Genomic DNA, 22,732 nt, shown 5'->3' on the forward strand with positions numbered 1-22,732 from the left:
CGATGGACGGCACGCCACGGAACGGCCCGCCCCTGCCCTGCACTCCCCTGACGGCCCCGCAGGCCCGCTTGATTGCCGAGGCCTTCCGCCCGGCGCAGGCCTGGGGCAGCCGCCGCGACTACTACTACACCCGTGGCAAGCTCGGCAGCGATCCGCTGTACGACGGCGTGCTGCAGCATCTGCCTGACGATGGGCAGCCGGTGCTGGACCTGGGCTGCGGGCTGGGCCTGTTCGCCCATGTACTGCGCCAGCGCGGCGGTACCCAGCGCTACCTTGGCGTGGACGTGGATGCCGGCAAGATCACCCGCGCGCAGCGTGCTGCCGCCGACCTGCATGACGTGCGCTTCGATTGCGTGGATGTGCAGGCGCCGCTGCCGGCGCAGGCCGGGCACGTCCTGCTGCTGGACGTGCTGCAGTACCTGGACGCGGGCCCACAGCAGGCACTGCTGCGCGCGGCCAGCGCACAGGTGGCCCGCGGCGGCCGCCTGCTGCTGCGCACGCCGCTGGCCACCGGCGATGGCCGCGACCGCACCACGCGGGTGGCGGACCGGCTGGCCTGGCTGATCGGCTGGATGGGCACGCGACCGCGCCACTACCCCGATCCGCAGGTATTGCAGACAACGCTTGCCGAAGCTGGATTGCAGGTGACCGCACCCCGGCCGCTGCACGGGCGTACCCCCTTCAACAGCTGGCTGCTGGTGGCCAAACGCCCCGCGTTGTAGGGCCGAACCCACGCTCGGCTGTGCTGTTGCGGTAGATCCACGCCATGCGTGGATGGCCTCGCGACCACTCCTGTAGGGGCGAGCCCACGCCCGGCTGCCCCAAGCGGCCAGAAGCCTGGTTTACAGGACCGGCAGCCGCGCCTTCAGCCCCCGCTCGTCCAGCGCCTGCAGAACGCGTTCGATGATCACCCGATTGTGACCGTGGGCGGCGCCCTCATGCAGCAGCACGATGGCGCCGGGTTGCAGGTCAGGCAACAGCCGCGACAGCACGCCCTCCGGCGTGCAGCCGACGCCGTCGTAGCCCCGGGCACTCCAGCCCACGCGCACCAGGCCCAGCGCCTTCAACACCGGTGCCACGAACGGATTGGTCATGCCCACCACCGAGCGGTACCAGCGCACTGGATGCCCGCTCAGGGCCTGCAGTGCATGCTGGCAGCCCTCGATCTCCGCCCGCATCGCCGCCGGGCCCAGACGCCAGAAGCGCGCCTGTGGGTGGCTGTGGCTGTGGTTGCCCAGGTCGTGGCCGCGGCGCAGGATCTCCTGCACCAGTTCCGGCTGTGCCAGCGCACGTTCCCCCACCAGGAAGAAGGTGGCCCGCGCCTGGTGGCGGTCCAGCAGGTCGAGCACGGCGCGGGTTTCCGGGCCGGGGCCGTCATCGATCGTCAGCCAGACGCTGTTGCCGGCCTCTGGCAACCGGCTCAGCACCGGTGCGTAGAAGCGGCTGTTGGGCAGGAATATCGGTACCATGAACAGCGCGTGGCTGGCCACCATCAGCGGCAGGCCCCAGTGCCAGCCTGCCAGTACCCATACCAGGATCACGGCCAACTGCGACGCCACCAGCCAAGGCAGCCAGCGCCAGGGCCGGGTCGGGATGCGATGCAATGTTCCTGCGTTGCTCATCCCCCATGATGCCATGAGGGGTAGAATTGATGATTCGAATTCCCGGAAACCCGACGTCCATGTCCCTCGATCCCGCCCTGCGTTCGCGCATCGAATCCATCCTCAACGCCAACCGCGTCGTGCTGTTCATGAAGGGCCAGCCGTCGATGCCGCAGTGCGGTTTCTCGGCCAAGGCCGTGGGCGCCCTGCAGGACCTCGGCGTCGAGTTTGCCCACGTCAACGTGCTGGCCGACCAGGAAATCCGTGAAGGCATCAAGGCCTACGGCGACTGGCCGACCATCCCGCAGCTGTACATCGACGGCGAACTGGTCGGTGGCAGCGACATCGTGCTGCAGATGGCCGCCAGCGGCGAGCTGAGCAGCGTGCTGGGCCTGGCCGCACCGGACCGCACCCCGCCGAGCATCACCGTCACCCCGGCCGCCGTGGAAATGCTCAAGGGCGCGCTGGCCGACGCTCCGGGCGCTGCCCTGCAGCTGAGCATCGACGCCGGCTTCCAGCCGAACTTCCAGCTGGCTCCGCACGACGAAGGCGCGATCGCTGCCGAGTCCAACGGCCTGCGCGTGCAGTTCGACCTGGCCAGCGCGCGTCGCGCCAACGGCATCACCATCGACTGGGTGGACGACATCCGCGGCAAGGGCCTGGCCATCGACAATCCGAACGCACCCAAGCCGGTGCAGGAAATCAGCGTGCGTGATGCCGATGACCTAGTGCGTGCCGGCAACATCACCCTGGTGGACGTGCGCCCGGCCGAGGAGCGCGAGATCGCTGCTGTGGGCGTGCCGTTCAAGAGTTTCGACGGCAACGGCCGTGCGGAGCTGGAGGCCCTGCCCAAGGACACCACACTGGCCTTCATGTGCCACCACGGCGGCCGCAGCGCACAGGCTGCCGAGCAGTTCCGTGCACTGGGCTTCACCAAGGTGTTCAACGTCACCGGCGGCATCAACGCCTGGTCGGAAGAGGTGGACAACGGCGTGCCGAAGTACTGATCGGCACTGAAAAAGGGGACGGAGGGGATTAAGTCGTTTATGGCACAAACGACTTAATCCCCTCCGTCCCCTTTTTCTTAGCCGGCGAACCCGCCTTCGGCCAGGTAATCCAGTTCTTCCGCCGTGGGGAAGCGACCGAGCACGGCATTGCGATGCGGGAAACGACCGAAGCGGCGGATGATGTCGCGGTGCAGTTCGGCGTACTGCAGGTATTCCTTGTCACCCAGCACGTCGAACATCGCCACCGAGCGGTCCTGGTCCAGCGGATCCTCGGAGTGCTCGAACGGCAGGTAGATGAAGGCGCGCAGCTTCGGCACCAGCTGCAGGTCCAGGCCTTCCTCGATGGCGCGCATGGCGTAATGCCGGGCCAGGCCATCGGTGGCGTAGGAATGGGCAGTACCCCGGAAGCAGTTGCGCGGGAACTGGTCGAGCAGCAGCATCAGGGCCAGCGCCCCTTCGGCACTGCCCAGCCAATGTTCGCGCGCGCGCGAAGCGGCGGCGAAATGCTCATCCAGAAACAACTGGCGGAACTGCGCGTCGAACGCGTCGTCGCGGGCGAACCACTTCGCAGGGCCCGCCTCCTTCCAGAATTCCACCACTTGCGCGGCAACGTCCATCACCTACTCCCCAGGGCCGGCGCGCCGCGCCAGGCCATCATCATCATTCGTCGAAGCGCAGGTGGCGGACCGACTTGCCGTTGCGCCGGATAAGCTTAAGCGCCTCGATACCGATCTGGATATGGTTTTCCACGAACTGGGAGCTGACCTTGGCATCGGAGGCTTCGGTCTTGACCCCATCGGGGATCATCGGCTGGTCCGACACCAGCAGCAGCGCACCGCTGGGGATGTGGTTGGCGAAGCCGGCGGCGAACACGGTGGCGGTTTCCATGTCGATGGCCATGCAGCGCATCGCCCGCAGCCGCTCCTTGAAGGCCTCGTCGTGCTCCCAGACCCGGCGGTTGGTGGTGTAGACGGTGCCTGTCCAATAGTCGTGGCCAAGGTCGCGGATCATGGTCGAGACCGCACGCTGCAGCGCGAACGCCGGCAACGCCGGCACTTCCGGCGGCAGGTAGTCTCCCGAGGTACCCTCGCCACGGATCGCAGCGATCGGCAGCACCAGGTCGCCCAGCTGGTTCTTGCGCTTGAGGCCGCCGCACTTGCCCAGGAACAGCACCGCCTTGGGCATCACCGCCGACAGCAGGTCCATGATGATCGCGGCATTGGGGCTGCCCATGCCGAAGTTGATCATGGTGATGCCGTCGATCGTGGCGCTTGCCATCGGCCGGTCCAGGCCGATGACCGGCGCACCGGTCAGCTCGGAAAAGGTATGCAGGTAGCCGCCGAAGTTGGTCAGCAGGATGTGCTGGCCGAACTGGTCCAGAGGCACGCCGGTATACCGGGGCAGCCAGTTGTCGACGATTTCCTGCTTGCTTTTCATGGGCGGTCCGGTACGGCGGGGGACCGGGTATTTTCGGCCACCCGGCCGGTGCAGTCGAGCCGCCGTCGACCGTCCTGTGAAGAAGGTCACTTGGCAAGCCCGCCGCCACCGGGCTAGCGTCGGCGGTTGGACCAGGTTGCAAGCGGAACTGCATGGCATCGACGTTGTTGCGCGCCGGGGTGGCCCTGGCGCTGCTTTCATTGAGTACGGCTCCGGCGGTGGGCGCCTCGCGCTTTGTCGCCGATCCCTACCCCAGCACCTACCAGGCCCATCCAGATGCGCCGGTACTGATCCAGAATGCCACCGTGCTGACCGGTACCGGCCAGCGCCTGGACAACGCCGATGTGCTGCTGCGCGACGGCCGCATCGTTGCCGTCGGCCGCCAGCTGCAGGCCGATGCGGGCGTCACCCGCATTGATGCACAGGGCAAGTGGGTCACTCCGGGCCTGATCGACGTGCATTCGCACCTGGGCGTGTATCCCAGCCCGGGTGTCGGTGCGCACAGCGACGGCAACGAGATGACCGCACCGGTCACCGCCAACGTCTGGGCCGAACACTCGGTGTGGCCGCAGGACCCGGGCTTCGCCACCGCGCTGGCCGGCGGCGTGACCAGCATGCAGGTGCTGCCGGGCTCGGCCAACCTTGTCGGTGGCCGCGGCGTGACGCTGAAGAACGTCCCGGCCATCACCTACCAGGCGATGAAGTTCCCCGGTGCGCCGTGGGGCCTGAAAATGGCCTGCGGCGAGAACCCCAAGCGGGTCTATGGCGAGGGCAAGGGCGTGACCCCGGCCACGCGCATGGGCAACGTGGCCGGCTATCGTGCCGCCTTCATCGATGCCGCCGACTACATCGCCAAGAACAAGCCCAAGCCGGCAAAGCGCAAGAGCTGGTTCGGCAGCGACAAGGGCGACAGCGCCGGTGATGCCGGCGGCAAGCGCGATCTCAAGCTGGACACGCTGGCCGGCGCGATCGAAGGCGACATCCGCGTGCACATCCACTGCTACCGCGCCGACGAGATGGCCACCATGCTCGATCTGGCCAAGGAATTCGGCTTCAAGGTAGCCGCCTTCCACCACGGCGTGGAGGCCTACAAGCTGGCCGACAGGCTGGCCGCCGACGGCGTCTGCGGTGCGCTGTGGGCCGACTGGTGGGGCTTCAAGATGGAAGCCTTCGACGGCATTCCGGAGAACATCGCGCTGGTCGACCGGCCGAAGAACAGCTGCGCCATCGTCCACTCCGATTCACCCGAGGGCATCCAGCGCCTGAACCAGGAAGCGGCCAAGGTGATGGCGTCCGCGCGCCGCGCGCGCATGCCGGAGATCACGCCCGAACACGCCATCACCTGGATGACCGCCAACGCCGCCAAGGCGCTGGGCATTGAAGGCCAGACCGGCACCCTGGAGGCCGGCAAGATGGCCGACGTGGTGGTCTGGAACGGCAACCCTTTCAGTTCCTACGCGCTGGCCGAGCAGGTCTTCATTGATGGCCGCAGGTTGTACGACCGCAGTGCACCGGCAGCGACGCCGCGTTCTGATTTCCAGCTTGGCCAGGAGGTGCGTTGATGATGGTGCTCAAGCAGTTGGCGCAGTCTGCCGCGAAGGGCAGCCGAGCATGGTTCGGCGCTACTGTCATGGTGCTGGCCTGCATCTCCGCATCCGCACAGGCACAGGACCTGCTGGTGCGCAACGCAACGGTGCACACAGCCAGCGCACGCGGCAGCCTGCACAACGCCGATGTGCTGGTCCAGGGTGGCATCATCCGCGCGGTCGGCCCCGGCCTGTCCGCGCCGGCCGGGGCGACCGTGGTCGAAGCCAATGGCAGGCCGCTGACCCCGGCCCTGTTCGGTGGCATCACCGAAACCGGCATCGAAGAGGTCTCGGGTGAATCGAGCACGGTGGACAGTTCGTTGAAGCTCGGTGAGCAGCCGCTGCGCCCGGAATTCGACGTCACCCTCGCCTACAACCCGGCCTCGGTGCTGATTCCGGTCACGCGCCTGGAAGGCATCGGCTTCACTGCATTGGGGGCAGCCACCGGTGGTGGTTTCGTGGCCGGCCAGGGCGGCGTGATGCGGCTGGACGGCAGCGCCGACCCGATCGGCCCGCGTGCCCTGTTCCTGCGCATCGGTGCGGCCGCCTCCGAACTGACCGGCCATTCGCGCGCCGCGCAATGGATGCTGCTGCAACAGATGGTCGACGAAGCACGCGGCCAGGTGGCTGCAGACTCGCCGCACGCGCTGCTGACCCCGGCCGGGCGCCGCACACTCAGTCGCTACCTGGCCGGCCAGGGCCGCATCGTGGTGGAGGTGGATCGTGCCTCGGACATCCGCCAGCTGCTGCGCTGGGCCACACGCGAGAAGGTGAAGATCGCCATTGCCGGTGCCAGCGAAGCCTGGCAGGTCGCGCCGGAGCTGGCCGCTGCGCACGTGCCGGTATTCGTCGACGTGCTGGCCAACCTGCCAGCCAGCTTCGACCAGATCGGTGCCACCCTGGAAACCGCCGCACGCCTGCAGCGTGCAGGCGTGCCGGTGTCGTTCGTGCAGCGCGGCGACGCCACCCACAATGCGCGCAAGATGCGCCAGCTGGCTGGCAATGCAGTGGCCAACGGCCTGCCCTGGGCTGACGGTCTGGCCGGGCTGACCCGGGTACCCGCACAGGCGTTCGGCGTGGCCGACCAGATCGGCAGCATCGAGCCCGGCAAGCGCGCCGACCTGGTGCTGTGGGAAGGCGACCCGCTGGACGTGGCGCACTATGCCGAACAGGTCTGGCTGGGCGGGCGTGCGATGCCGATGCGCTCGCGCCAGACCGACCTGCGTGATCGCTACCTGCAGCGCAATGCGCAGCCCTGACTGCATTGAAGGACACCACCATGGCCACCCTGCGCTGGTACTTCGACTTCGTCTCGCCCTACTCCTACCTGCACTGGCAGAAGCTGAAACAGTTGCCGCAGTTCGCGCAGATCCAGACCGTGCCGATCGCCTTCGGCGCGGTGCTGCATCACCTGGGCAATCTCGGGCCGGCCGAGATTCCGGCCAAGCGCCGTTTCATGTACCGCCAGCTGCAATGGACCGCGCAGGCCGAGGGCACGCCGATGCGCTTCCCGCCCGGCCATCCGTTCAATCCGTTGTCGGCGCTGCGCCTGTGCCTGGCCGCCGGAGCCAGCGCACAGGCGGTGGACGTGCTGTTCGACTGGATTTGGCGCGACGGCCATGCCGGTGACAGCGCCGAGGCCCTGCGCGAACCGGGTGCGCAGCTGGGCATCGAGGATGTCGCCAGCGCCATCGCCGCCCCGGCGGTCAAGGAACAGCTGCGGCGCAACACCGAGGCCGCAATCGGCGCCGGGGTGTTCGGGGTCCCGACCCTGGCCATCGACCAGGAACTGTTCTGGGGCAACGACGCCCATCCGCTGATGGCGGCCGTGCTGGCCGATCCTGCCCTGCTGCAGCAGCCCGAATGGCAACGCCTGGACAGCCTGCCGGTGGCGGTACAGCGCGATCGCTGAACAGGGGTGGCGCCTTTCCCTCGGGCGCGGGCTCTGGTTTTGAGATAGATTTCACGTTTCCGAACCTACAACCGCCCTGGAGGGGGAGCCGCGGATGCGCATCGGAATCGTCGTCGACTCGGCCTGCGACCTGCCGCAGGACTTCATTGCCGAGCACAACATCGTGCTGCTGCCGATCACCGTCCGCATCGGCGAAGCCGTGCTGGCCGATCACCGCGATGAGCAGGCCACGCTGAGCTTCCTGCACGCGCACGTGGCCGAACACGGCGCCGAGGCGGAAACCATTCCCTTCAGTGTCAACCAGATCCGCGACCTGTTCCTGCAGCAGCTGGTGATCGATTACGACCACGTGTTCTGCATGACCATCACCAAGACCCGCAGCCCGATCCATGACAACGCGCTGCAGGCCAGCTTCGCCATCCTCAACGACTACAAGCCGGTGCGCCAGGCGGCAGGCTACAACTCACCGTTCGCGCTGCGCGTGCTCGATACCCAGAACCTGTTCGCCGCGCAGGCGGTTACGGCGGTGGAAGCCGTGCGCCTGCGCGAGAGCAACGCCAGCGTGCAGCAGATCCGGGAGCGGCTGGAGGAACTGGCCGGCAACGTGCACGGCTACATGGTCACCCGTGACCTGTACTACATGCGTGCGCGCGCACGGCACAAGGGTGACCGCAGTGTCGGCCTGCTCAGCGCCGCACTGGGCAGCGCGCTGGACATCAAGCCGGTGCTGCATGGCTACCGCGGCGAGACCGGGCCGGTGGCCAAGATCAAGGGATTCGACAATGCCGTGCAGAAGCTGTTCGCGGTGGTCGGCCAGCGCGTACGTGCCGGACTGATGACGCCGACGGTGTGCGTCAGCTACGGCGGAGAACTGGACGAGCTGCGTGCCCTGCCCGGCTACGCACAGCTGAAAGAGGTCTGCGCCACCCATGGCGTGACCGTGTACGAATCGGTGATGAGCCTGACCGGCATGGTCAACGTCGGCAAGGGCGCGGTCACCGTAGGCTTCGCCGATGGGCCGCATCGGTTCGAATGAGCGCTGGCCACGGCCGGAATCTGCACATCGATTCCACTGCGGTTGTGCCAGTCTTGCCGCACTTCAAGGAGAACTCCATGCCTGCGCAGTACCACATCAGCCTGCCCGACCCGTCCAAGGCCCGCGGCAATGACCCTGACCTGTCCTTCCACTCGCAGGGCGCCGCCGGTTTCGCCGAAGAGCTGCAGGATGCCCTGCGCAGCGGCACGCTGTTCGAGCGCTGGAAGGCCAAGCAGCCCGACCCGGACGCGGTGGAACCGCAGTGGGGCGTGACCGATCCGGAGGCCACCGTGACCGGCGAGCAGAAGGACCTGCGCATCAACCTGGTCGCCACCACCCGCATCGACAGTGACGTGTTCAAGCAGCGCCTGCGCCTGCTGGCCGGCAGCCACTGGGAACTGCGCGACGTGCGTTGAGGCACCCGCCCGCCGGGCATGGCCCGGCGCTACCGTGCCCGTGTCGTGATCGACCCGGTGCCGATGACCATGCTCTGGTAGACGCCAACCTTGGTTGGCGCTTGCACAAACGGCTGCCAACCAAGGTTGGCCACTACTGACGCGCCGCCGGACATGGCCATGCGCTTCCGAGGGCTGCTCCGGTAGATGCCAACCTCGGTTGGCGCTTTCCAACCCGCCGCGCATGTGGCTGGCACACTGTGGGAATGAGAAACAGAGATGCCATCACCCGGCCGGGTACGCGCGGCGAGAAGAAGCTGCGCGATGCCCCACGCCGACTACGCGACCTGCAGCATTGGGCTGACTGCTTCAGTGGTGCGTTTCCCTCGCCAGAGGAGTTGGGCAGTCAAGCTCGCTACTGGAACTACAAGGTTCCGACCCGAGCCGGTCTGATCGAAGGCCCGGCCACCACCCTGAGAATCCAGCGTGCCTGCGCCCAATCGCTCATCAGCGCCTGCGCAAATCTGATCCAGTCGCGGCCCGCTTCACAAGCTACTGTGCGGGTAACCTGCTGCATCGCCCAGCCAGGGATGTTCTCCAGCGAGATTTGCCTTTACCTGGACGAAGCGTACTTCCAGGGCCACGTCGCCTCGACAGCGGATGGCCAGGTCACCGCCATCACCTCGCGCAGTCTTTCCGCCGAATGGCAGCTCGTCCTACCCCAAGGCGTTGAGGAGCGAGGTGTGCAGGTCAGCATTCCTCCCACCGACCACGATGACGGTCTGGAACAGGAATACTGGTTTTACGGCGAGGTAGCGGACCGGCGTTGATGCGTCCACCGGGTCCACAGCACGTGGCCCGACGCACGACGGGCTCTGGTAGACGCCACCCTTGGTTGGCGCTCCAAAAAAACTGCCAACCAAGGTTGGCAACTACCGACGAACCGCCGGGCATGGCCCGGCGTTTCCCTATCGCTACCAGCCTCCGCCCAGCGCGCGGTACAGCTCCACCCGCGCGATCGCGGCGGTGGCCTGGCTGTTGGCCAGCGCGGCCTGGTTGTCCAGTGCGATGCGCTGGGTGGTCAGCACGTCCAGCATGTCGACCACGCCGGCCTGGTACTGCCGGCGCGCCGCCCCCAGTGCCGTCTCGCTCTCATCCACCGCCACGTGCAGCTGCACCGTGCGCTGCTGCTCGGCACTGTAGCCATCCATGGCGTCATCCACTTCGTGCCATGCCTGCAGCACGGTACGGCGGAACTGCAGGGCCGACTGTTGCTGCTGCAGCCTGCTCAGCGCGAGATTGGCCTTCAGCCGTCCGCCCTGGAAGATCGGCAGGCTGATCGACGGACCGATGCTGAAACGGTGCGCGTTCCAGCCATCCAGGTCATCCAGCTGCTTGGCCTGGAAGCCGGCGTCGCCATTCAAGGTGATGCGCGGCAGGAAACTGGCCTTGGCCACGCCGATGCCTGCCGTTGCCGCATGCAGTGCCGCTTCGGCACGACGGATGTCGGGGCGACGCTCGGCCAGTTCACTGGGCAGTCCCACCGCCACGGCCGGCAATGCGGGCCAGTCACGGCGCGCATCGTGCAGCTGCGCGTCCAGCGCCTGCGGCGGCTGCGCCAGCAGGAATGCCAGCGCATTGCGCAGCTGCGATTCACGATGCCGCAGTGGCGCGATGCGTGCCTGCAGCGATGCCACCTGCGCGGCCGCGCTGGACACCTGCAGCGTGCTGGCCACACCCTGGCGTTGGCGTGCTTCGGTCAGGCGCTTGATGTCGTGGGCGATGCTGAGGTTGTCCTCGGTGATCGCCAGCAGCTGCCGCGTCGCGCGCAGCTGCAGGTAATCACGCGCGGTTTCCGCCAGCAGCGCGATGCGCACTGCATGTGCATCCTCCTCGGCCATCTGCACGCGCGCGTCGGCCGCTTCCACCTGGCGCCGCACGCGGCCCCACAGGTCCAGTTCCCAGCTCAGGCCGATACCGGCCTGGAACAGCCCGTAGTCATCACGGCCGCCGTTGCCGGACGGATCATTCAGGCCCACCTCGCTGTTGCGTGCACGCACGCCACTGGCGCTCGCGCTGACGCTGGGCAGGCGATCGGCGGCGGTGATGCCGCGTGCAGCACGGCTCTGCTGCACGCGGTTGGCCGCCAGCTGCAGGTCCAGGTTGGCCGCCAGCACCTGGTTGGCCAGCTGCCCCAGCAGCGGATCGTCGAAACCGGCCCACCAGGCCGCGTCCTGGTCGATGGCGTTGCCGGCGACGGCCTCACCCTGCCAGTGGCTGGGCAGTTCCGCCTGCGGGCGTACGAAGTCCGGCCCCATCGTGCAGGCAGCCAAGGCCGTGCACAGGCTGGCCGCAACGAAGGTGCGGAACACGGTGACTGCGCTCATGCGCCCTCCCCGCTCTTGTGGCCCGGACTGTGCTGCACGCTCTGCGCGCGCGCGCGGCTGCCCAGGTCAACGCTGGCTTCCACCGACATGCCGGCACGCAGCTGGTCCAGCAGCGGCTGGCCCGGCTCCAGCACGATCTTCACCGGAATGCGCTGCACCACCTTGGTGAAGTTGCCGGTGGCGTTCTCTGGTGCGACGGCAGCAAAGGTGACGCCGGTGGCTGGTGCAATGCTGTCGATGTGCCCGCGCAGCGGCTTGCCCGGGAATACGTCCACCTTCAGTTCGACCTGCTGGCCGGCCTGCATGCGGGTCATCTGCGTTTCCTGGAAGTTGGCGACCACGAAGGCGCGCTTCAGCGGCACCACCGCGGCCACCGGCGTACCCGGCGTCAGGTAGGCACCCACGCGCACCGCGCGGCGACCGACCATGCCATCGATCGGTGCGCGCAGCACGGTGTGCGACAGATCCAGTTCGGCGCGCGCCTGCGCCGCTTCCGCACGCTGCACCGCCGCCTGTGCAGCCTGCACGCCCGCGCTGAGGATGTCGGTGCGCTGGCGTGCGGTCGACAGCGCGGCCTGGCCCTGCTGCAGATGCGCACTGGCCACGGCCTGCTTCGACTGCGCCTGCTGCGCGTTCTGCACGGTACCGGCGCCGTCACGGGCCAGTTCGCGGTAACGCTGCTGGTCGGCACTGGCCAGGGTCAGCTCGGAACGGCTGACATCGACACTGGCCCTGGCCTGCGCGATCAACGAGTCCTGCTGGGCCAGTGCGGCCTGCGCATTGGCCAGCTGTGCACGGGCATTGGCGAGGTCGGCACGGGCCGCCTGCAGGGCGACCTGGTAGTCGCGGTCGTCGATGCGGGCCAGCACATCACCGGCCTTCACCGACTGGTTGTCCTCGACTTCCACGGCACTGACGAAGCCGGGAATCTTCGGCGCTACCAGGGTGTAGTCGGCCACCACGTACGCATTGTTGGTGGTCTGGTGGCCGCCATCGCGCAGCAGCAGCCACGCGCCGACGGCCAGGGCCAGCACGCCCAGGCCCAGGCCGGTGTTGAGGGTGGTTCGATTGATCGTCATGAGGGGGTTCCTGCGAAAGGTTCAGGCCACGGCACGTGGCGGATGGATGCGGGTGGGCATCCAGGCAATGAGGGGAATGAAGGCCAGCGCCACCAGTGCGACCACCCAGTACAGGTCGGCCGAGGTCAGCGCCTGTACCTGCGCATGCAGGCGCGCGCCCAGCTGCGGGCCATCGGCCAGCCACGGTTGCTCGCCAAGGCGATCGACCAGCACGGTGGAATGGAAATGACGGCGGCCCTGGGCGACGGCATCCAGCATGCCGCCGGCGAGCACGGCAGCGAAGCCCTTGACCGTGTTGAACCAGGCCGAGGCGAACGGGCCGTCCTGCGGCGCCAGGCCGCCGGTGGCCAGCATCAGCAGCGGCAGCACCGCCATCGGTTGCGCGAACACCTGCAGCAGCTGCACCCACAGGAAGTTGTCGCGGATCCAGGCCACGTCCAGGTGCGAGCCCAGCCAGCAGGCCAGCGCCAGCATCGCCAGGCCCGTGGCCTGCACCCAGCGGCAGTCCACCGCGCGGATGTTCAGCAGCGCCGCCACCAGCGGCAGCGCGATCACCTGCGGCAGCGCCACCCACAGCAGCATCGGTGCGGTCTGCAGCGGCCGGTAGCCCTGCACGCTGGCCAGGAACCCGGACGGGATCGAGATCACCGCCAGCAGCACGAACAGCACGCCGCCCAGCGTCACCAGCGAGTAGCTGAGATTGCGGTTGGCCAGCAGCTGCAGCTTGAAGAACGGCAAGGGGTGGAACCATTCATTGATCATGAACAGCACCATCAGGCCGGCACCGCCACCGATCATCAGCGTGATCATCGGCGAGTCGAACCAGTTCAGGCGCGGGCCCTGCACCAGGCCCAGCACCAGCAGCACCAGCGCCGGCAGGCCCAGCAGCAGGCCGACGCCATCGAACTGGGCGAAGCGTTCCAGCCGCAGCGGGTCCTGAGGCAGGCCCCAGCCGACCATCGCCATGGCGGCCAGGCAGTACGGCACGATCTGCCAGAACGCCCAGTGCCAGCCCACCTGCTCGACCCAGAACGCGGCCAGCGGCGTGCCCATGCTCGGGCCGAACGTCGCCGTCAGCGCGTAGCCGGCCAGGCCGTACAGCTTGATGCCCGGGGGCAGGAAGCGCAGCGCCACGCTCATCAGCAGCGGCGGCAGCGCGCCACCGCACAGGCCCTGCAGCGCGCGCAGCAGCAGGAACACCTGCAGGTTCGGGGCGAGCGGGCACAGCACGCCCAGCACCATGAAGCCACCGATCATCGCCAATGCGAAGCGGCGCAGCGAGAAGGTGGCGGCACACCACGGTGCGAAGGCCATCGCGCTGACCGACATCGCGCTGTAGAGGGCGACGATCCAGCTGCCGTCGTCGACGCTGAAACCCATCGCGCCACGGATGTCGGCCAGGGCGACCTTGGTGATGTTCTCGTTGAAGCCCGACACCAGCACCGCCAGCAGCACGCCACACAGGCCGACCAGAATGCGGCGATCGAGCCCGGGGGCGGCGGCAGGACGGGGCGCTGCGGCGGCCGGGACAGCGGCGGCCGGCGTACTCATCGCCGGGCACCTATCCGTGCAGTGCACGGCATGTTGGGGGTCATTGGAATGCGCTCAGTGAAACTCCGGGGAGCGCAGTCTAGGGAGCCGGTACCCTGCGAAAAATGGCGCAACCCGCATCCCAGGCGTGCGCCAGGCGCACGCATGCAGATGTCAGCGTGGGGCCTCCCCTGCGCTTTCGCACATGGTCTTGATCGACCGCCGCAGCCACTGGTGGGCGGCGTCGTTGTCCAGGCGTGGATGCCAGGCCTGCACGATGGCGGCGGTCCGCACCGGGATCGGCAGCGGGAACAGGCGCAGCGGCAGGCGCATGCTGACGATCCGCTCCAGCATCACGCTCGGCATCTGCGGCAGGATCAGGTCCGATTCGGCCGCCGCGAAGATCGCGCCGTGGAAGGTCGGGCTGATCAGCGCCACCCGCCGCTGCAGGCCCAGCGCGGCCAGATCATCGTCGATCGGACCACGCGGCAAGCCGCGGCGCGACACCGCGATGTGGTCGCAGGCGGCAAAACGCTCGGCGCTGATCTCCTCATCGAACAAGGGATGATCTTCGCGCGCGGCGCCCATGAACGAGGTACTGAACAGGTTCTGCACCTTGGTATCGGGCGCATGCTTGCCGGCCGTGCTGATGTACAGGTCGATCCGGCCCTGCGCCATCGCATCGTCGTCGGTATCTCCTTCGGGCACGAAGCGCAGCACCGCGCGCGGCGCCTGCTGGCGGAACAGCTCGCGCAGGCGCCCGCCGAAACCACCGACGAACACATCATTGGCACGCACGCTGAAAGTCCGCTCGAGCACGCGCATGTCCACTTCGCGACCGGCGTTGAAGACGCGGTGGGCCTGCTCGATCACATCGCGGACCTGCTCGCGCAGCTGCAGGGCGCGGGGCGTGGGCGCCAGACCGCGGCCGGCACGCACCAGCACCGGGTCGCCCAGCGCGGTGCGGATCCGGCCCAGGGTACGGCTCATCGCCGGCGCGCTCAGGTTCATCCGGCGCGCGGCGGCGGCCACGCTGCATTCGTCAATCAGCACGTCCAGTGCCAGCAACAGGTTCAGGTCCGGCAGGGGCATGACAGTCTCCAGTAAATCAGATGACTTTACGGCACTTGCAACCACGGTGGATTGCGTTCGACGCATTCATTGACTGACGGGCACGGCATGGGTGCGCGCGGTGACATCGGCGACCATCCCCGGCCTGCCAAGGAGACATCCATGTTCAATACCCTGCTGGTCGCCCTGGATGGTGGCCCCCAGCACGCGCGCGTGCTGGACCTGGCCGCCGCCATCGCCGGCCCCCACAGCCGCCTGCACCTGCTGTGCGTGCTCGACCCCGAATTCGCGCTGGCGGCCGATGCCAGCGAAGCCGACCGCATCGAGTACCCGGAAGCCGCCCGCCAACGCTCGCGGGCCGAAGCGGTGCTGGCCGAAGCCCTGGCCGAGCTGCGCGAACGCGGCGTCGACGCCATCGCGCAGATTCCCTCCGGCGACCCGGGCGAAGTGATCAGCGAGCAGGCCCGGCGCCTGAAGTGCGACCTGATCGTCATCGGCCACCGCCACCTGTCCCGGCTGGAACGCCTGTTCGAACCCTCGATCGGGCAATGGACCATCGACCACGCGCCCTGTCCGGTGCTGGTGGAAACCCGCGACCCACAGCCCTAGCCACCATGGCCTCCCGTTCCCCGTTGTTTCCCACCCGGGTCAACTACCGCGCCTTCGGTCGACAGTTCGGCCGCGGCGAACAGGCGCTGCTGGGCGCGATACGGCAGCTGCGCGACCCCGATCTGCGGGCCGATGGCCTTGCCCAGCTGAGCGGACTCGGGCTTGGCCAGGAGGGATGCGACGCCTTCATCGGCCTGCTGCCGCTGCTGGCCACCCCCGCCGCTCCGATCGATCTGCTGCCGGCCGGCTCTCCCTTCATTGCCGCCAGCGAATTGGACCTGCTGGTCTGCCTGCTGCGCATCGCACAATGGCGGCATGCGCGGCCCCGCGAAGACGACACGCTGGCACCGTTGCGCCGGCAACTGGCACGCTGTGCGATGGCCGTGCAGGCGGCAAACCTGCCGTTGCGGCAGCGCTCGTTGTCACCGGTCGGGCTGAGGCTGCTCGATCCGACCGGCTGGTTGCGGCAGCGATAAGCCGTCGCGCCCCCCGTGTGATCGCATGCAGAGAGCTGCTCAGCAGTCCATCGTTCCGTGCGTGCTGCCCTCGTCATCCAGCACGTGCGCATGCAGGATCACCTGGTTGCGGCCAGCCCGCTTGGCGGCATACAGGCCGGCATCGGCGTCTGCCAGCAACTGATCGGCACTGGCCAGAGCCGGCGGATGCAGGTAACCCACGCCGACGCTGATGCTGACCGGGCCCTCCGGCAATGGCAGCGCTTCGACCGCTTCGCGCAGCCGCTCGGCCAGCGCCAGCACGCCCGACAACGGGCTTCCGGGCACGATGACGGCGAACTCTTCACCGCCATAACGCGCAACGCTGTCACCACCGCGACCGGCTATGGCCTTCAGCACCCCGGCCACCGCCTGCAGGCAACGATCACCGGCTGGATGGCCGTGCTGGTCGTTGAAGGCCTTGAAGTGGTCGATATCCACCAGCAGCAGGCCCAGCTCGGTGCCGCTGCGCCGTGCGCGATTCCACTCGGACGTCAGCCGTGCGTCGAACTCGCGGCGGTTGGCCACGCCGGTCAGGCCATCCTGCCGCGCCAGTTGATCCAGTGCTGCCTGGCGTTCCAGAAGATCGGTCTGCAGCAGGACGCTGCGCAGGCCGAAGCCAAGGGTGGCTACGACGAAGCCGGCAACGGCCAACGGCCGCGCATGATCGACCACCAGCGTGCCGACCACCAGCAGCAGCAACGGCAGGATGATCGGACCGGCGGCCTGCACCGTCCTCGCCAGCCGCGGGTGTGCCGTGGTGCCTGTGTCCGGCGCCGCGTCCAGCGCCAGGCAGGCGATCAGCAGGAAAGGTACGTCAATCAGCAGATCGTTGAACGCACCGAATGCATCATCGAAGGTGTAGTGGTTGATGTAATAGGCCACCAGCAGATAGGTCAGTGCGTACAGCGCCAGTGCGCGGAAGAACCTGCGCCGTTCGGGCACGTCGCCGGCCAGCCATCGCACCACGGCGAACGCGGCGATACACAGGTTCTGGATGTCGAACATGCGTTGCATGTTGGACAATGCGTGGTCGTCGATGTCCACGCGGGCGGCGAACGACTGCGCATGCACGAAGAACAGCACGCCAAGCAGCGCCGCCATCGCCGCGTCGATCAGGCTGATGCTCAGGCGCTCGCGGCGTGCCCGGGCCAGGATGAACACCAGGGGCACGCCATACAGCACGTACAGGAACAGGCTTGCGCGCGGGGTGAAATCGGCACGCCCGGCGCCCAAGGCGTCGATCATGTTGAACGCCATGCCGCCGGCCCACAGCAGCAGTGCCAATGCCGTGGCGCGCCACCCCAGTGCCGCGCGGTCGCGGCGGGCCCGCCACAGGCAGGCGGCCGCCGCCAGCAACGGGGCGCCGGTCAGGAAAACGAAGGAGCCGACCCCGGCGGGGCCAGGCCACAGGGCCAGCACCAGGCCATGGCACAGCACATACAGCAGCGCCAGCACTACCGGCATGCATCCCCCCGATCCGCAAGGCCGTCTACGCGCACGATAGCGCGCCGGCACGCCACAGCGGCGTGATCCACTGCGGCAAAACGACACTCCGAGTGCACCGCGATGGTAGTGCCGGCCGCTGGCCGGCAAACCCGGGGAATCACAGGACCGCAGGTTGCCTGCCAGCGGCCGGCGCTACCGGAACGCCCTCAGCCCTGCAGGGCGCGGGCGTGGTGGGCGATGTGCTCGCCGATGAAGCTGGCGATGAAGTAGTAGCTGTGGTCGTAGCCGGGCTGCAGGCGCAGGGTCAGCGGATGGCCGGCGGCATCGCAGGCCTGCTGCAGGCGCTGCGGCTGCAGCTGGGTCTGCAGGAACTCGTCCGCCTCGCCCTGGTCGACCAGCAGCGGCAGGCGCTCGTCAGCCATAGCGATCAGCTCGCAGGCATCCCATTGCGCCCAGTCGGCCGGGTTGTCGCCCAGATAGGCATGGAAGGCCTTCTGCCCCCACGGCACGTGGCTGGGCGCGACGATCGGCGAAAACGCCGACACGCTGCGATAGCGCCCGGGGTTGCGCAGCGCGATCACCAGCGCGCCATGGCCGCCCATCGAATGGCCACTGATCGCGCGCGCGTCGGTCACCGCGAAGTTCGCCTCGATCAGCGCCGGCAGCTCCTGCGCCACGTAGTCATGCATGCGGTAGTGCTTCGCCCACGGTGCGCGGGTGGCATTGAGGTAGAACCCTGCCCCCTTGCCCAGGTCGTAGCCCTCGGCATCGGCCACGTCATCACCGCGCGGGCTGGTGTCGGGCGCGACGATGATCACACCGTGCTCGGCCGCATAACGCTGCGCGCCGGCCTTGGTGATGAAGTTCTGCTCGGTGCAGGTCAGGCCGCTCAGCCAGTACAGCACCGGCAGCTTCTGTGTTTCCGCCTGCGGTGGCAGGTACACGGCGAACTGCATGTCGCAGCCCAGCGTGGTCGAATGATGGCGGTAGACGTCCTGCCAGCCGCCAAAACAGGCTCGGTGTTCAATGCGTTCCATGGTGCTCTCCTGCGCGGCGCGTCAGCGCACGCGTGCTTCCGGTAGATGCCGACCTTGGTCGGCTTATCCACGCCCGGCGTGGATGCCTTGGTTGATCCGTTCATCCAGCTGTGCCAGCAGGCGCAGCAACGATTCGACGCCAGGCTGGCCGTCAAGGTTGCGATACGCCGCCACCGCCACGTCGCTGCGTGGTGGCCACTGGCCGTCGGCGCGGGCTTCGTGCAGGCGCGGCAGGAATACCTGCGCAAGCCACTGCTCGAACGGCATGCCATCGTCGCTGCCGAAGGCCGAAGTCACCGCACACGGCGGTCCCACCTCGCCGTCGACCCAGCCCAGCGCACGCAACGCCTGCTCGATCGGCACCACCAGGGCCGCGCGCGGGTCTTCCGCACGCGGCCGGCGCAGGGCATCGAACCAGCCCATGACGCGGCTCAGTAGTGGACCACCGAACGGATTGACTTACCTTCATGCATCAGGTCGAAGGCGTCGTTGATCTTGTCCAGGTCCATGGTGTGGGTGACGAACGGGGCCAGTTCGATATCGCCCTTCATCGCATCCTCGACCATGCCCGGCAGCTGGCTGCGGCCCTTCACGCCGCCGAAGGCGGTGCCCATCCACTTGCGCCCGGTCACCAGCTGGAACGGACGGGTGGAGATCTCCTGGCCCGAACCGGCCACGCCGATCACCACGCTCTGGCCCCAGCCACGGTGCGCGCATTCCAGCGCCGCGCGCATCACGTTGACGTTGCCGATGCACTCGAAGCTGTGGTCCACGCCCCAGGTGGTCATTTCAACGATGACCTGCTGGATCGGCTTGTCGAAATCCTTCGGATTGATGCAGTCGGTGGCACCGAATTCGCGCGCCAGCTCGAACTTGGACGGGTTGGTGTCCACCGCGATGATGCGGCCGGCCTTGGCCTGGCGTGCACCCTGGATCACCGCCAGGCCGATGCCACCGAGGCCGAACACGGCCACGCTGTCGCCTTCCTGCACCTTGGCGGTGTTGTGCACCGCGCCAATGCCGGTGGTGACGCCACAGCCGAGCAGGCAGACGTGCTCCGGGTTGGCGTCCGGGTTGATCTTCGCCAGCGAGACCTCGGCAACGACGGTGTACTCGCTGAAGGTCGAGCAGCCCATGTAGTGGTACAGCGGCTCGCCGTTGTAGCTGAAGCGGCTGGTGCCATCCGGCATCACGCCCTTGCCCTGGGTAGCGCGCACCGAAACGCACAGGTTGGTCTTGCCGCTCTTGCAGAACAGGCACTCGCCGCACTCGGCGGTGTACAGCGGAATCACGTGGTCGCCGGGCTTGACGCTGGTCACGCCCTCGCCGACCTCCACCACGATGCCGGCGCCTTCGTGGCCCAGCACCACCGGGAACAGACCTTCCGGATCATCGCCGGACAGGGTGAACGCATCGGTGTGGCAGACACCGGTGTGGGTGATCTTGACCAGCACTTCGCCCTTCTTCGGCGGGGCGACGTCGATCTCGACGATCTTCAGCGGCTGGCCGGGACCAAAGGCGACGGCGGCACGGGACTTCATGGTGGTTTCTCCAAAGACAGGCAATGACAGGATGGGCGGCGCCATGTTGCGCCATCGTTTATTTCAGGTACGAGCGGATCAACGCGCTCATGTCGCGCACGCGTTCGGCGCGTTGTTCATCGGAGGCCGCAGGCTGGCCGAACTCCTCGCGCAGATGGGCCTCCATCACCTCGGACATCAGGCCGTTGACCGCGCCACGGATGGCGGCGATCTGCTGCAGCACCGGCCCGCAGTCGGCGCCGGCTTCCAGCGCGCGGTCCAGCGCATCGCACTGGCCACGGATGCGGCGCACGCGGGCCAGGACCTTTTTCTTCTCTTCGGGGGAGTGCGGCATGGCGGGCCACCTTGGAACTATACTGGGGGATAGTATACAAACCGGAGCCACGGACTCAATCCCGGCCGGTTCAATCAAACAATCCCTCACCCGCCAACCGGGTCAGCTCATCCACCACGTAGCGCACCTTGGGCCGCAGGTGGCGCGTCGGTGGCCACAGTGCGTGGATATCGATGTGCCGTTGCATGTGCGCATCCAGCACCGACCGCAACGCGCCGGAATCCAGGTGGCGGCGTACCAGTGAAACCGGCATCTGGCAGATACCAAGCCCGGCGATGGCCGCCTCGATCACCGCGTCGCCGTCATTGAGTTGATACGGCGCATTCGGGATGAATGTCCCTTCGTCCTCCTCGCTACCGATCCGCCACCACACCGGTTGCCCGTGGCGGAAGCCAACAATGCTGCGGTGCTGCGCCAGTTCCTCCACCGTGCGTGGCACGCCGTGCGCCTGCAGGTACTCCGGCGATGCGCAGGTGACCAGTCGCTGACGCCCCAGCCGCCGCGCCACCAGATGCTCGGCCTGGTGCAGCCCGCCGAAGCGGATCAGCAGGTCGATGCCTTCCTCGACGGGATCGACGAAATGATCGGTGAAGGTCATCGTCAACTGCAGGTCCGGGTACTGCCGGCACAGCCGCAACAGCACCGGCAGCACCACCAGGCGCCCGAACGAGGATGGCATGTCGATGCGCAGCCGCCCGCTGGGCAGGCCGGCCGAACCCAGGCAGGCCTCGGCGGCGGAGATTTCTTCCAGCGCCGCCGCGCACGATGCGTAGTACGCCTCGCCATCGGTGGTCAGCGCGATGCGCCGCGTGGTGCGGTGGAACAGGCGCACCCCCAGCCGCGCTTCCAGCCGGGCGACGGCCTTGCCCACCGCCGAGCGCGAGATGCCCAGCGCGTCGGCGGCCTCGGTGAAGCTGCCTGAGCGGGCCGTGGTGACGAACGTGACCAGGCCATTCAACGATTCCAGCGGCAGCATCGTTCGCGCTCCATTGGGGACAAATAGTCCCGCACCCAGAGAGATCGAAGCGCTTTATGCGCCCGCATGTCAACTCCATCCTGTGTGCATCGCGCCGCTGGCGCCTTCCCCCGCACCGAGATGACCGACATGACCGCCGCCCTGTTCCGCCCCTTCGACCTTGCAGGCACTTCCCTGCGCAACCGCATCGCGATGGCGCCGATGACCCGTGCCCGCAACCCCGGAGCGGTCGCCAACGAACTCACCGCGCAGTACTACCGGCAGCGCGCCAGCGCCGGCCTGATCATCAGCGAAGGCACGCCTGTCTCGCCGCAGGGCCAGGGCTACATCGACGTGCCGGGCATCTGGTCGGCCGAGCAGGTGGCCGGGTGGAAGCGTGTCACCGAGGCGGTGCATGCCGCACAGGGCACGATCTTCGCCCAGCTCTGGCACGTCGGCCGCATGTCGCATTCCTCGCTGCAGCCCGGCGGTGGGCAACCGGTCAGCGCCGGTACCCGCCCGGTGGCCAGCGCACCGAAGAACACCTCGTTCGTGTACCTGGACGATGGCAGCCGCGGCCACGCCGATCCCACTCCGGCACGTGCACTGGAGACTGCGGAGATCCCCGGTATCGTCGACGACTTTGTGCGCGGGGCGGACAACGCCATTGCGGCCGGCTTCGACGGCATCGAACTGCATGCCGCCAACGGTTACCTGTTCGAGCAGTTCCTCAACCCGCTCATCAACCAGCGTGATGATCGCTACGGCGGCTCGCTGCCCAATCGTGCGCGCTTGATCCTGGAGACCGTCGATGCGATGGCGCAGCGTATCGGTGCGCATCGCATCGGCGTGCGCCTGGCACCGAACAACCTCACCTTCGACATGCCGTTCTACCCCGACAACGAAGCCACCTATCTGTACCTGGCCGAGGAACTGGGCAAGCGTGGGCTGGCCTACGTGCACCTCAACGACAACCTGCAGGCGGGCCGGTCGGTGCTGGGCGAGGCGTTCCTGCGGCAGTTCAAGCAGGCCTACGGTGGCACCGTCATCCTGGCAGGTGGCATGACCCGCGAACGCGCCCTGCAGCTGGTCGAAGCGGGCACCATCGACCTGGCCGCGTTCGGCCAGCCGTTCATCGCCAACCCGGATCTGGTCGAACGCCTGCAGCGCAACATCGCGTTGGCCACGCCCGACCGCAGCACCTATTACGGTGGCGGCGAAGCAGGCTACCTCGACTACCCGGCCGCGGGCTGATCCCCCACGGGGTCGGAG

24 protein-coding genes are annotated in these 22,732 nt (G+C 67.8%); 11 read left to right on the plus strand and 13 right to left on the minus strand.

Annotated elements, in window-relative coordinates; translation table 11 throughout:
• Positions 1-2 precede the first annotated feature (2 nt).
• Entirely contained in the window at positions 3-722 is a 720-nt protein-coding gene (locus AC5P9N_RS16295; RefSeq protein ID WP_049450566.1) for a class I SAM-dependent methyltransferase, read from the plus strand.
• 120 nt (positions 723-842) lie between these two features.
• On the opposite strand, the gene AC5P9N_RS16300 is transcribed toward AC5P9N_RS16295, so the two are convergent.
• A complete protein-coding gene (locus AC5P9N_RS16300) occupies positions 843-1,622 on the minus strand; it encodes a polysaccharide deacetylase family protein (protein WP_033835208.1) in 780 nt (259 codons plus the stop codon).
• A gap of 59 nt (positions 1,623-1,681) precedes the next feature.
• Between AC5P9N_RS16300 and grxD the strand changes: the two genes are divergently transcribed.
• Positions 1,682-2,608 carry a Grx4 family monothiol glutaredoxin gene (gene grxD, locus AC5P9N_RS16305; protein ID WP_099484745.1) on the plus strand — a complete coding sequence of 309 codons (927 nt, stop codon included), beginning with the start codon at positions 1,682-1,684 and terminating at the stop codon, positions 2,606-2,608.
• A gap of 77 nt (positions 2,609-2,685) precedes the next feature.
• Here grxD and AC5P9N_RS16310 read toward each other — a convergent pair whose 3' ends face one another.
• Both AC5P9N_RS16310 and AC5P9N_RS16315 read right to left on the minus strand, forming a co-directional pair.
• Complete coding sequence (locus AC5P9N_RS16310) at positions 2,686-3,225, minus strand: DUF924 family protein (RefSeq protein ID WP_005410992.1); 540 nt, start codon at positions 3,223-3,225, stop codon at positions 2,686-2,688.
• Between the two features lie 43 nt (positions 3,226-3,268).
• Positions 3,269-4,045: an AMP nucleosidase gene (locus AC5P9N_RS16315; RefSeq protein ID WP_005414446.1), complete on the minus strand. Its 777-nt coding sequence runs from the start codon at positions 4,043-4,045 to the stop codon at positions 3,269-3,271.
• Positions 4,046-4,197: 152 nt separating this feature from the next.
• Between AC5P9N_RS16315 and AC5P9N_RS16320 the strand changes: the two genes are divergently transcribed.
• From AC5P9N_RS16320 to AC5P9N_RS16345, 6 genes are all read left to right on the plus strand, one after another.
• Positions 4,198-5,607 carry an amidohydrolase gene (locus tag AC5P9N_RS16320; protein ID WP_005410994.1) on the plus strand — a complete coding sequence of 470 codons (1,410 nt, stop codon included), beginning with the start codon at positions 4,198-4,200 and terminating at the stop codon, positions 5,605-5,607.
• The gene (locus AC5P9N_RS16325; protein WP_005410995.1) at positions 5,607-6,890 is read left to right on the plus strand and encodes an amidohydrolase family protein; all 1,284 of its coding nucleotides are present in this window, start codon (positions 5,607-5,609) and stop codon (positions 6,888-6,890) included. Before AC5P9N_RS16320 ends, AC5P9N_RS16325 begins: the two co-directional genes overlap by 1 nt.
• 20 nt (positions 6,891-6,910) lie before the next feature.
• Positions 6,911-7,543: a 2-hydroxychromene-2-carboxylate isomerase gene (locus AC5P9N_RS16330; protein WP_005414448.1), complete on the plus strand. Its 633-nt coding sequence runs from the start codon at positions 6,911-6,913 to the stop codon at positions 7,541-7,543.
• Between the two features lie 94 nt (positions 7,544-7,637).
• Positions 7,638-8,579 carry a DegV family protein gene (locus tag AC5P9N_RS16335; protein ID WP_005410997.1) on the plus strand — a complete coding sequence of 314 codons (942 nt, stop codon included), beginning with the start codon at positions 7,638-7,640 and terminating at the stop codon, positions 8,577-8,579.
• 77 nt (positions 8,580-8,656) lie between these two features.
• Positions 8,657-8,995, plus strand: a complete 339-nt coding sequence (locus tag AC5P9N_RS16340; RefSeq protein ID WP_005410998.1) for a hypothetical protein — start codon at positions 8,657-8,659, stop codon at positions 8,993-8,995.
• A gap of 245 nt (positions 8,996-9,240) precedes the next feature.
• Positions 9,241-9,804: a DUF3916 domain-containing protein gene (locus AC5P9N_RS16345; RefSeq protein ID WP_014038449.1), complete on the plus strand. Its 564-nt coding sequence runs from the start codon at positions 9,241-9,243 to the stop codon at positions 9,802-9,804.
• Between the two features lie 144 nt (positions 9,805-9,948).
• Here the strand turns inward: AC5P9N_RS16345 and AC5P9N_RS16350 are convergent, their stop codons facing one another.
• The 4 genes from AC5P9N_RS16350 to AC5P9N_RS16365 form a co-directional block, all read right to left on the minus strand.
• The gene (locus tag AC5P9N_RS16350) at positions 9,949-11,361 is read right to left on the minus strand and encodes an efflux transporter outer membrane subunit (RefSeq protein WP_099484746.1); all 1,413 of its coding nucleotides are present in this window, start codon (positions 11,359-11,361) and stop codon (positions 9,949-9,951) included.
• Positions 11,358-12,440, minus strand: coding sequence for an HlyD family secretion protein (locus AC5P9N_RS16355; RefSeq protein ID WP_012481236.1), 1,083 nt, complete (start codon positions 12,438-12,440; stop codon positions 11,358-11,360). The genes AC5P9N_RS16350 and AC5P9N_RS16355 overlap by 4 nt, the downstream gene beginning before the upstream one ends.
• Positions 12,441-12,461: 21 nt before the next feature.
• A complete protein-coding gene (locus AC5P9N_RS16360) occupies positions 12,462-13,991 on the minus strand; it encodes an MFS transporter (RefSeq protein ID WP_099484747.1) in 1,530 nt (509 codons plus the stop codon).
• Between the two features lie 153 nt (positions 13,992-14,144).
• Complete coding sequence (locus AC5P9N_RS16365) at positions 14,145-15,062, minus strand: LysR family transcriptional regulator (RefSeq protein ID WP_005411002.1); 918 nt, start codon at positions 15,060-15,062, stop codon at positions 14,145-14,147.
• 141 nt (positions 15,063-15,203) lie between these two features.
• Between AC5P9N_RS16365 and AC5P9N_RS16370 the strand changes: the two genes are divergently transcribed.
• Together AC5P9N_RS16370 and AC5P9N_RS16375 are read left to right on the plus strand one after the other, a co-directional pair.
• A complete protein-coding gene (locus AC5P9N_RS16370) occupies positions 15,204-15,650 on the plus strand; it encodes a universal stress protein (RefSeq protein ID WP_032129880.1) in 447 nt (148 codons plus the stop codon).
• 5 nt (positions 15,651-15,655) lie between these two features.
• Positions 15,656-16,126, plus strand: coding sequence for a hypothetical protein (locus AC5P9N_RS16375; RefSeq protein WP_099484748.1), 471 nt, complete (start codon positions 15,656-15,658; stop codon positions 16,124-16,126).
• Between the two features lie 39 nt (positions 16,127-16,165).
• Here the strand turns inward: AC5P9N_RS16375 and AC5P9N_RS16380 are convergent, their stop codons facing one another.
• From AC5P9N_RS16380 to AC5P9N_RS16405, 6 genes are all read right to left on the minus strand, one after another.
• Complete coding sequence (locus AC5P9N_RS16380; RefSeq protein ID WP_005411005.1) at positions 16,166-17,611, minus strand: GGDEF domain-containing protein; 1,446 nt, start codon at positions 17,609-17,611, stop codon at positions 16,166-16,168.
• 188 nt (positions 17,612-17,799) lie between these two features.
• Complete coding sequence (gene fghA / locus AC5P9N_RS16385; protein ID WP_005411006.1) at positions 17,800-18,630, minus strand: S-formylglutathione hydrolase; 831 nt, start codon at positions 18,628-18,630, stop codon at positions 17,800-17,802.
• Between the two features lie 63 nt (positions 18,631-18,693).
• A complete protein-coding gene (locus AC5P9N_RS16390; RefSeq protein ID WP_099484749.1) occupies positions 18,694-19,053 on the minus strand; it encodes a YqcC family protein in 360 nt (119 codons plus the stop codon).
• Between the two features lie 8 nt (positions 19,054-19,061).
• A complete protein-coding gene (locus tag AC5P9N_RS16395) occupies positions 19,062-20,171 on the minus strand; it encodes an S-(hydroxymethyl)glutathione dehydrogenase/class III alcohol dehydrogenase (RefSeq protein ID WP_049396496.1) in 1,110 nt (369 codons plus the stop codon).
• 58 nt (positions 20,172-20,229) lie between these two features.
• The gene (gene frmR, locus AC5P9N_RS16400; protein WP_005411009.1) at positions 20,230-20,505 is read right to left on the minus strand and encodes a formaldehyde-responsive transcriptional repressor FrmR; all 276 of its coding nucleotides are present in this window, start codon (positions 20,503-20,505) and stop codon (positions 20,230-20,232) included.
• A 70-nt stretch (positions 20,506-20,575) separates the two neighbouring features.
• Positions 20,576-21,481 carry a LysR family transcriptional regulator gene (locus tag AC5P9N_RS16405; RefSeq protein WP_049396494.1) on the minus strand — a complete coding sequence of 302 codons (906 nt, stop codon included), beginning with the start codon at positions 21,479-21,481 and terminating at the stop codon, positions 20,576-20,578.
• 129 nt (positions 21,482-21,610) lie between these two features.
• Between AC5P9N_RS16405 and AC5P9N_RS16410 the strand changes: the two genes are divergently transcribed.
• Positions 21,611-22,714 carry an alkene reductase gene (locus tag AC5P9N_RS16410; RefSeq protein ID WP_099484757.1) on the plus strand — a complete coding sequence of 368 codons (1,104 nt, stop codon included), beginning with the start codon at positions 21,611-21,613 and terminating at the stop codon, positions 22,712-22,714.
• Positions 22,715-22,732: the final 18 nt, after the last annotated feature.

This window comes from Stenotrophomonas sp. YJH_SMC_6, from assembly GCF_059371335.1.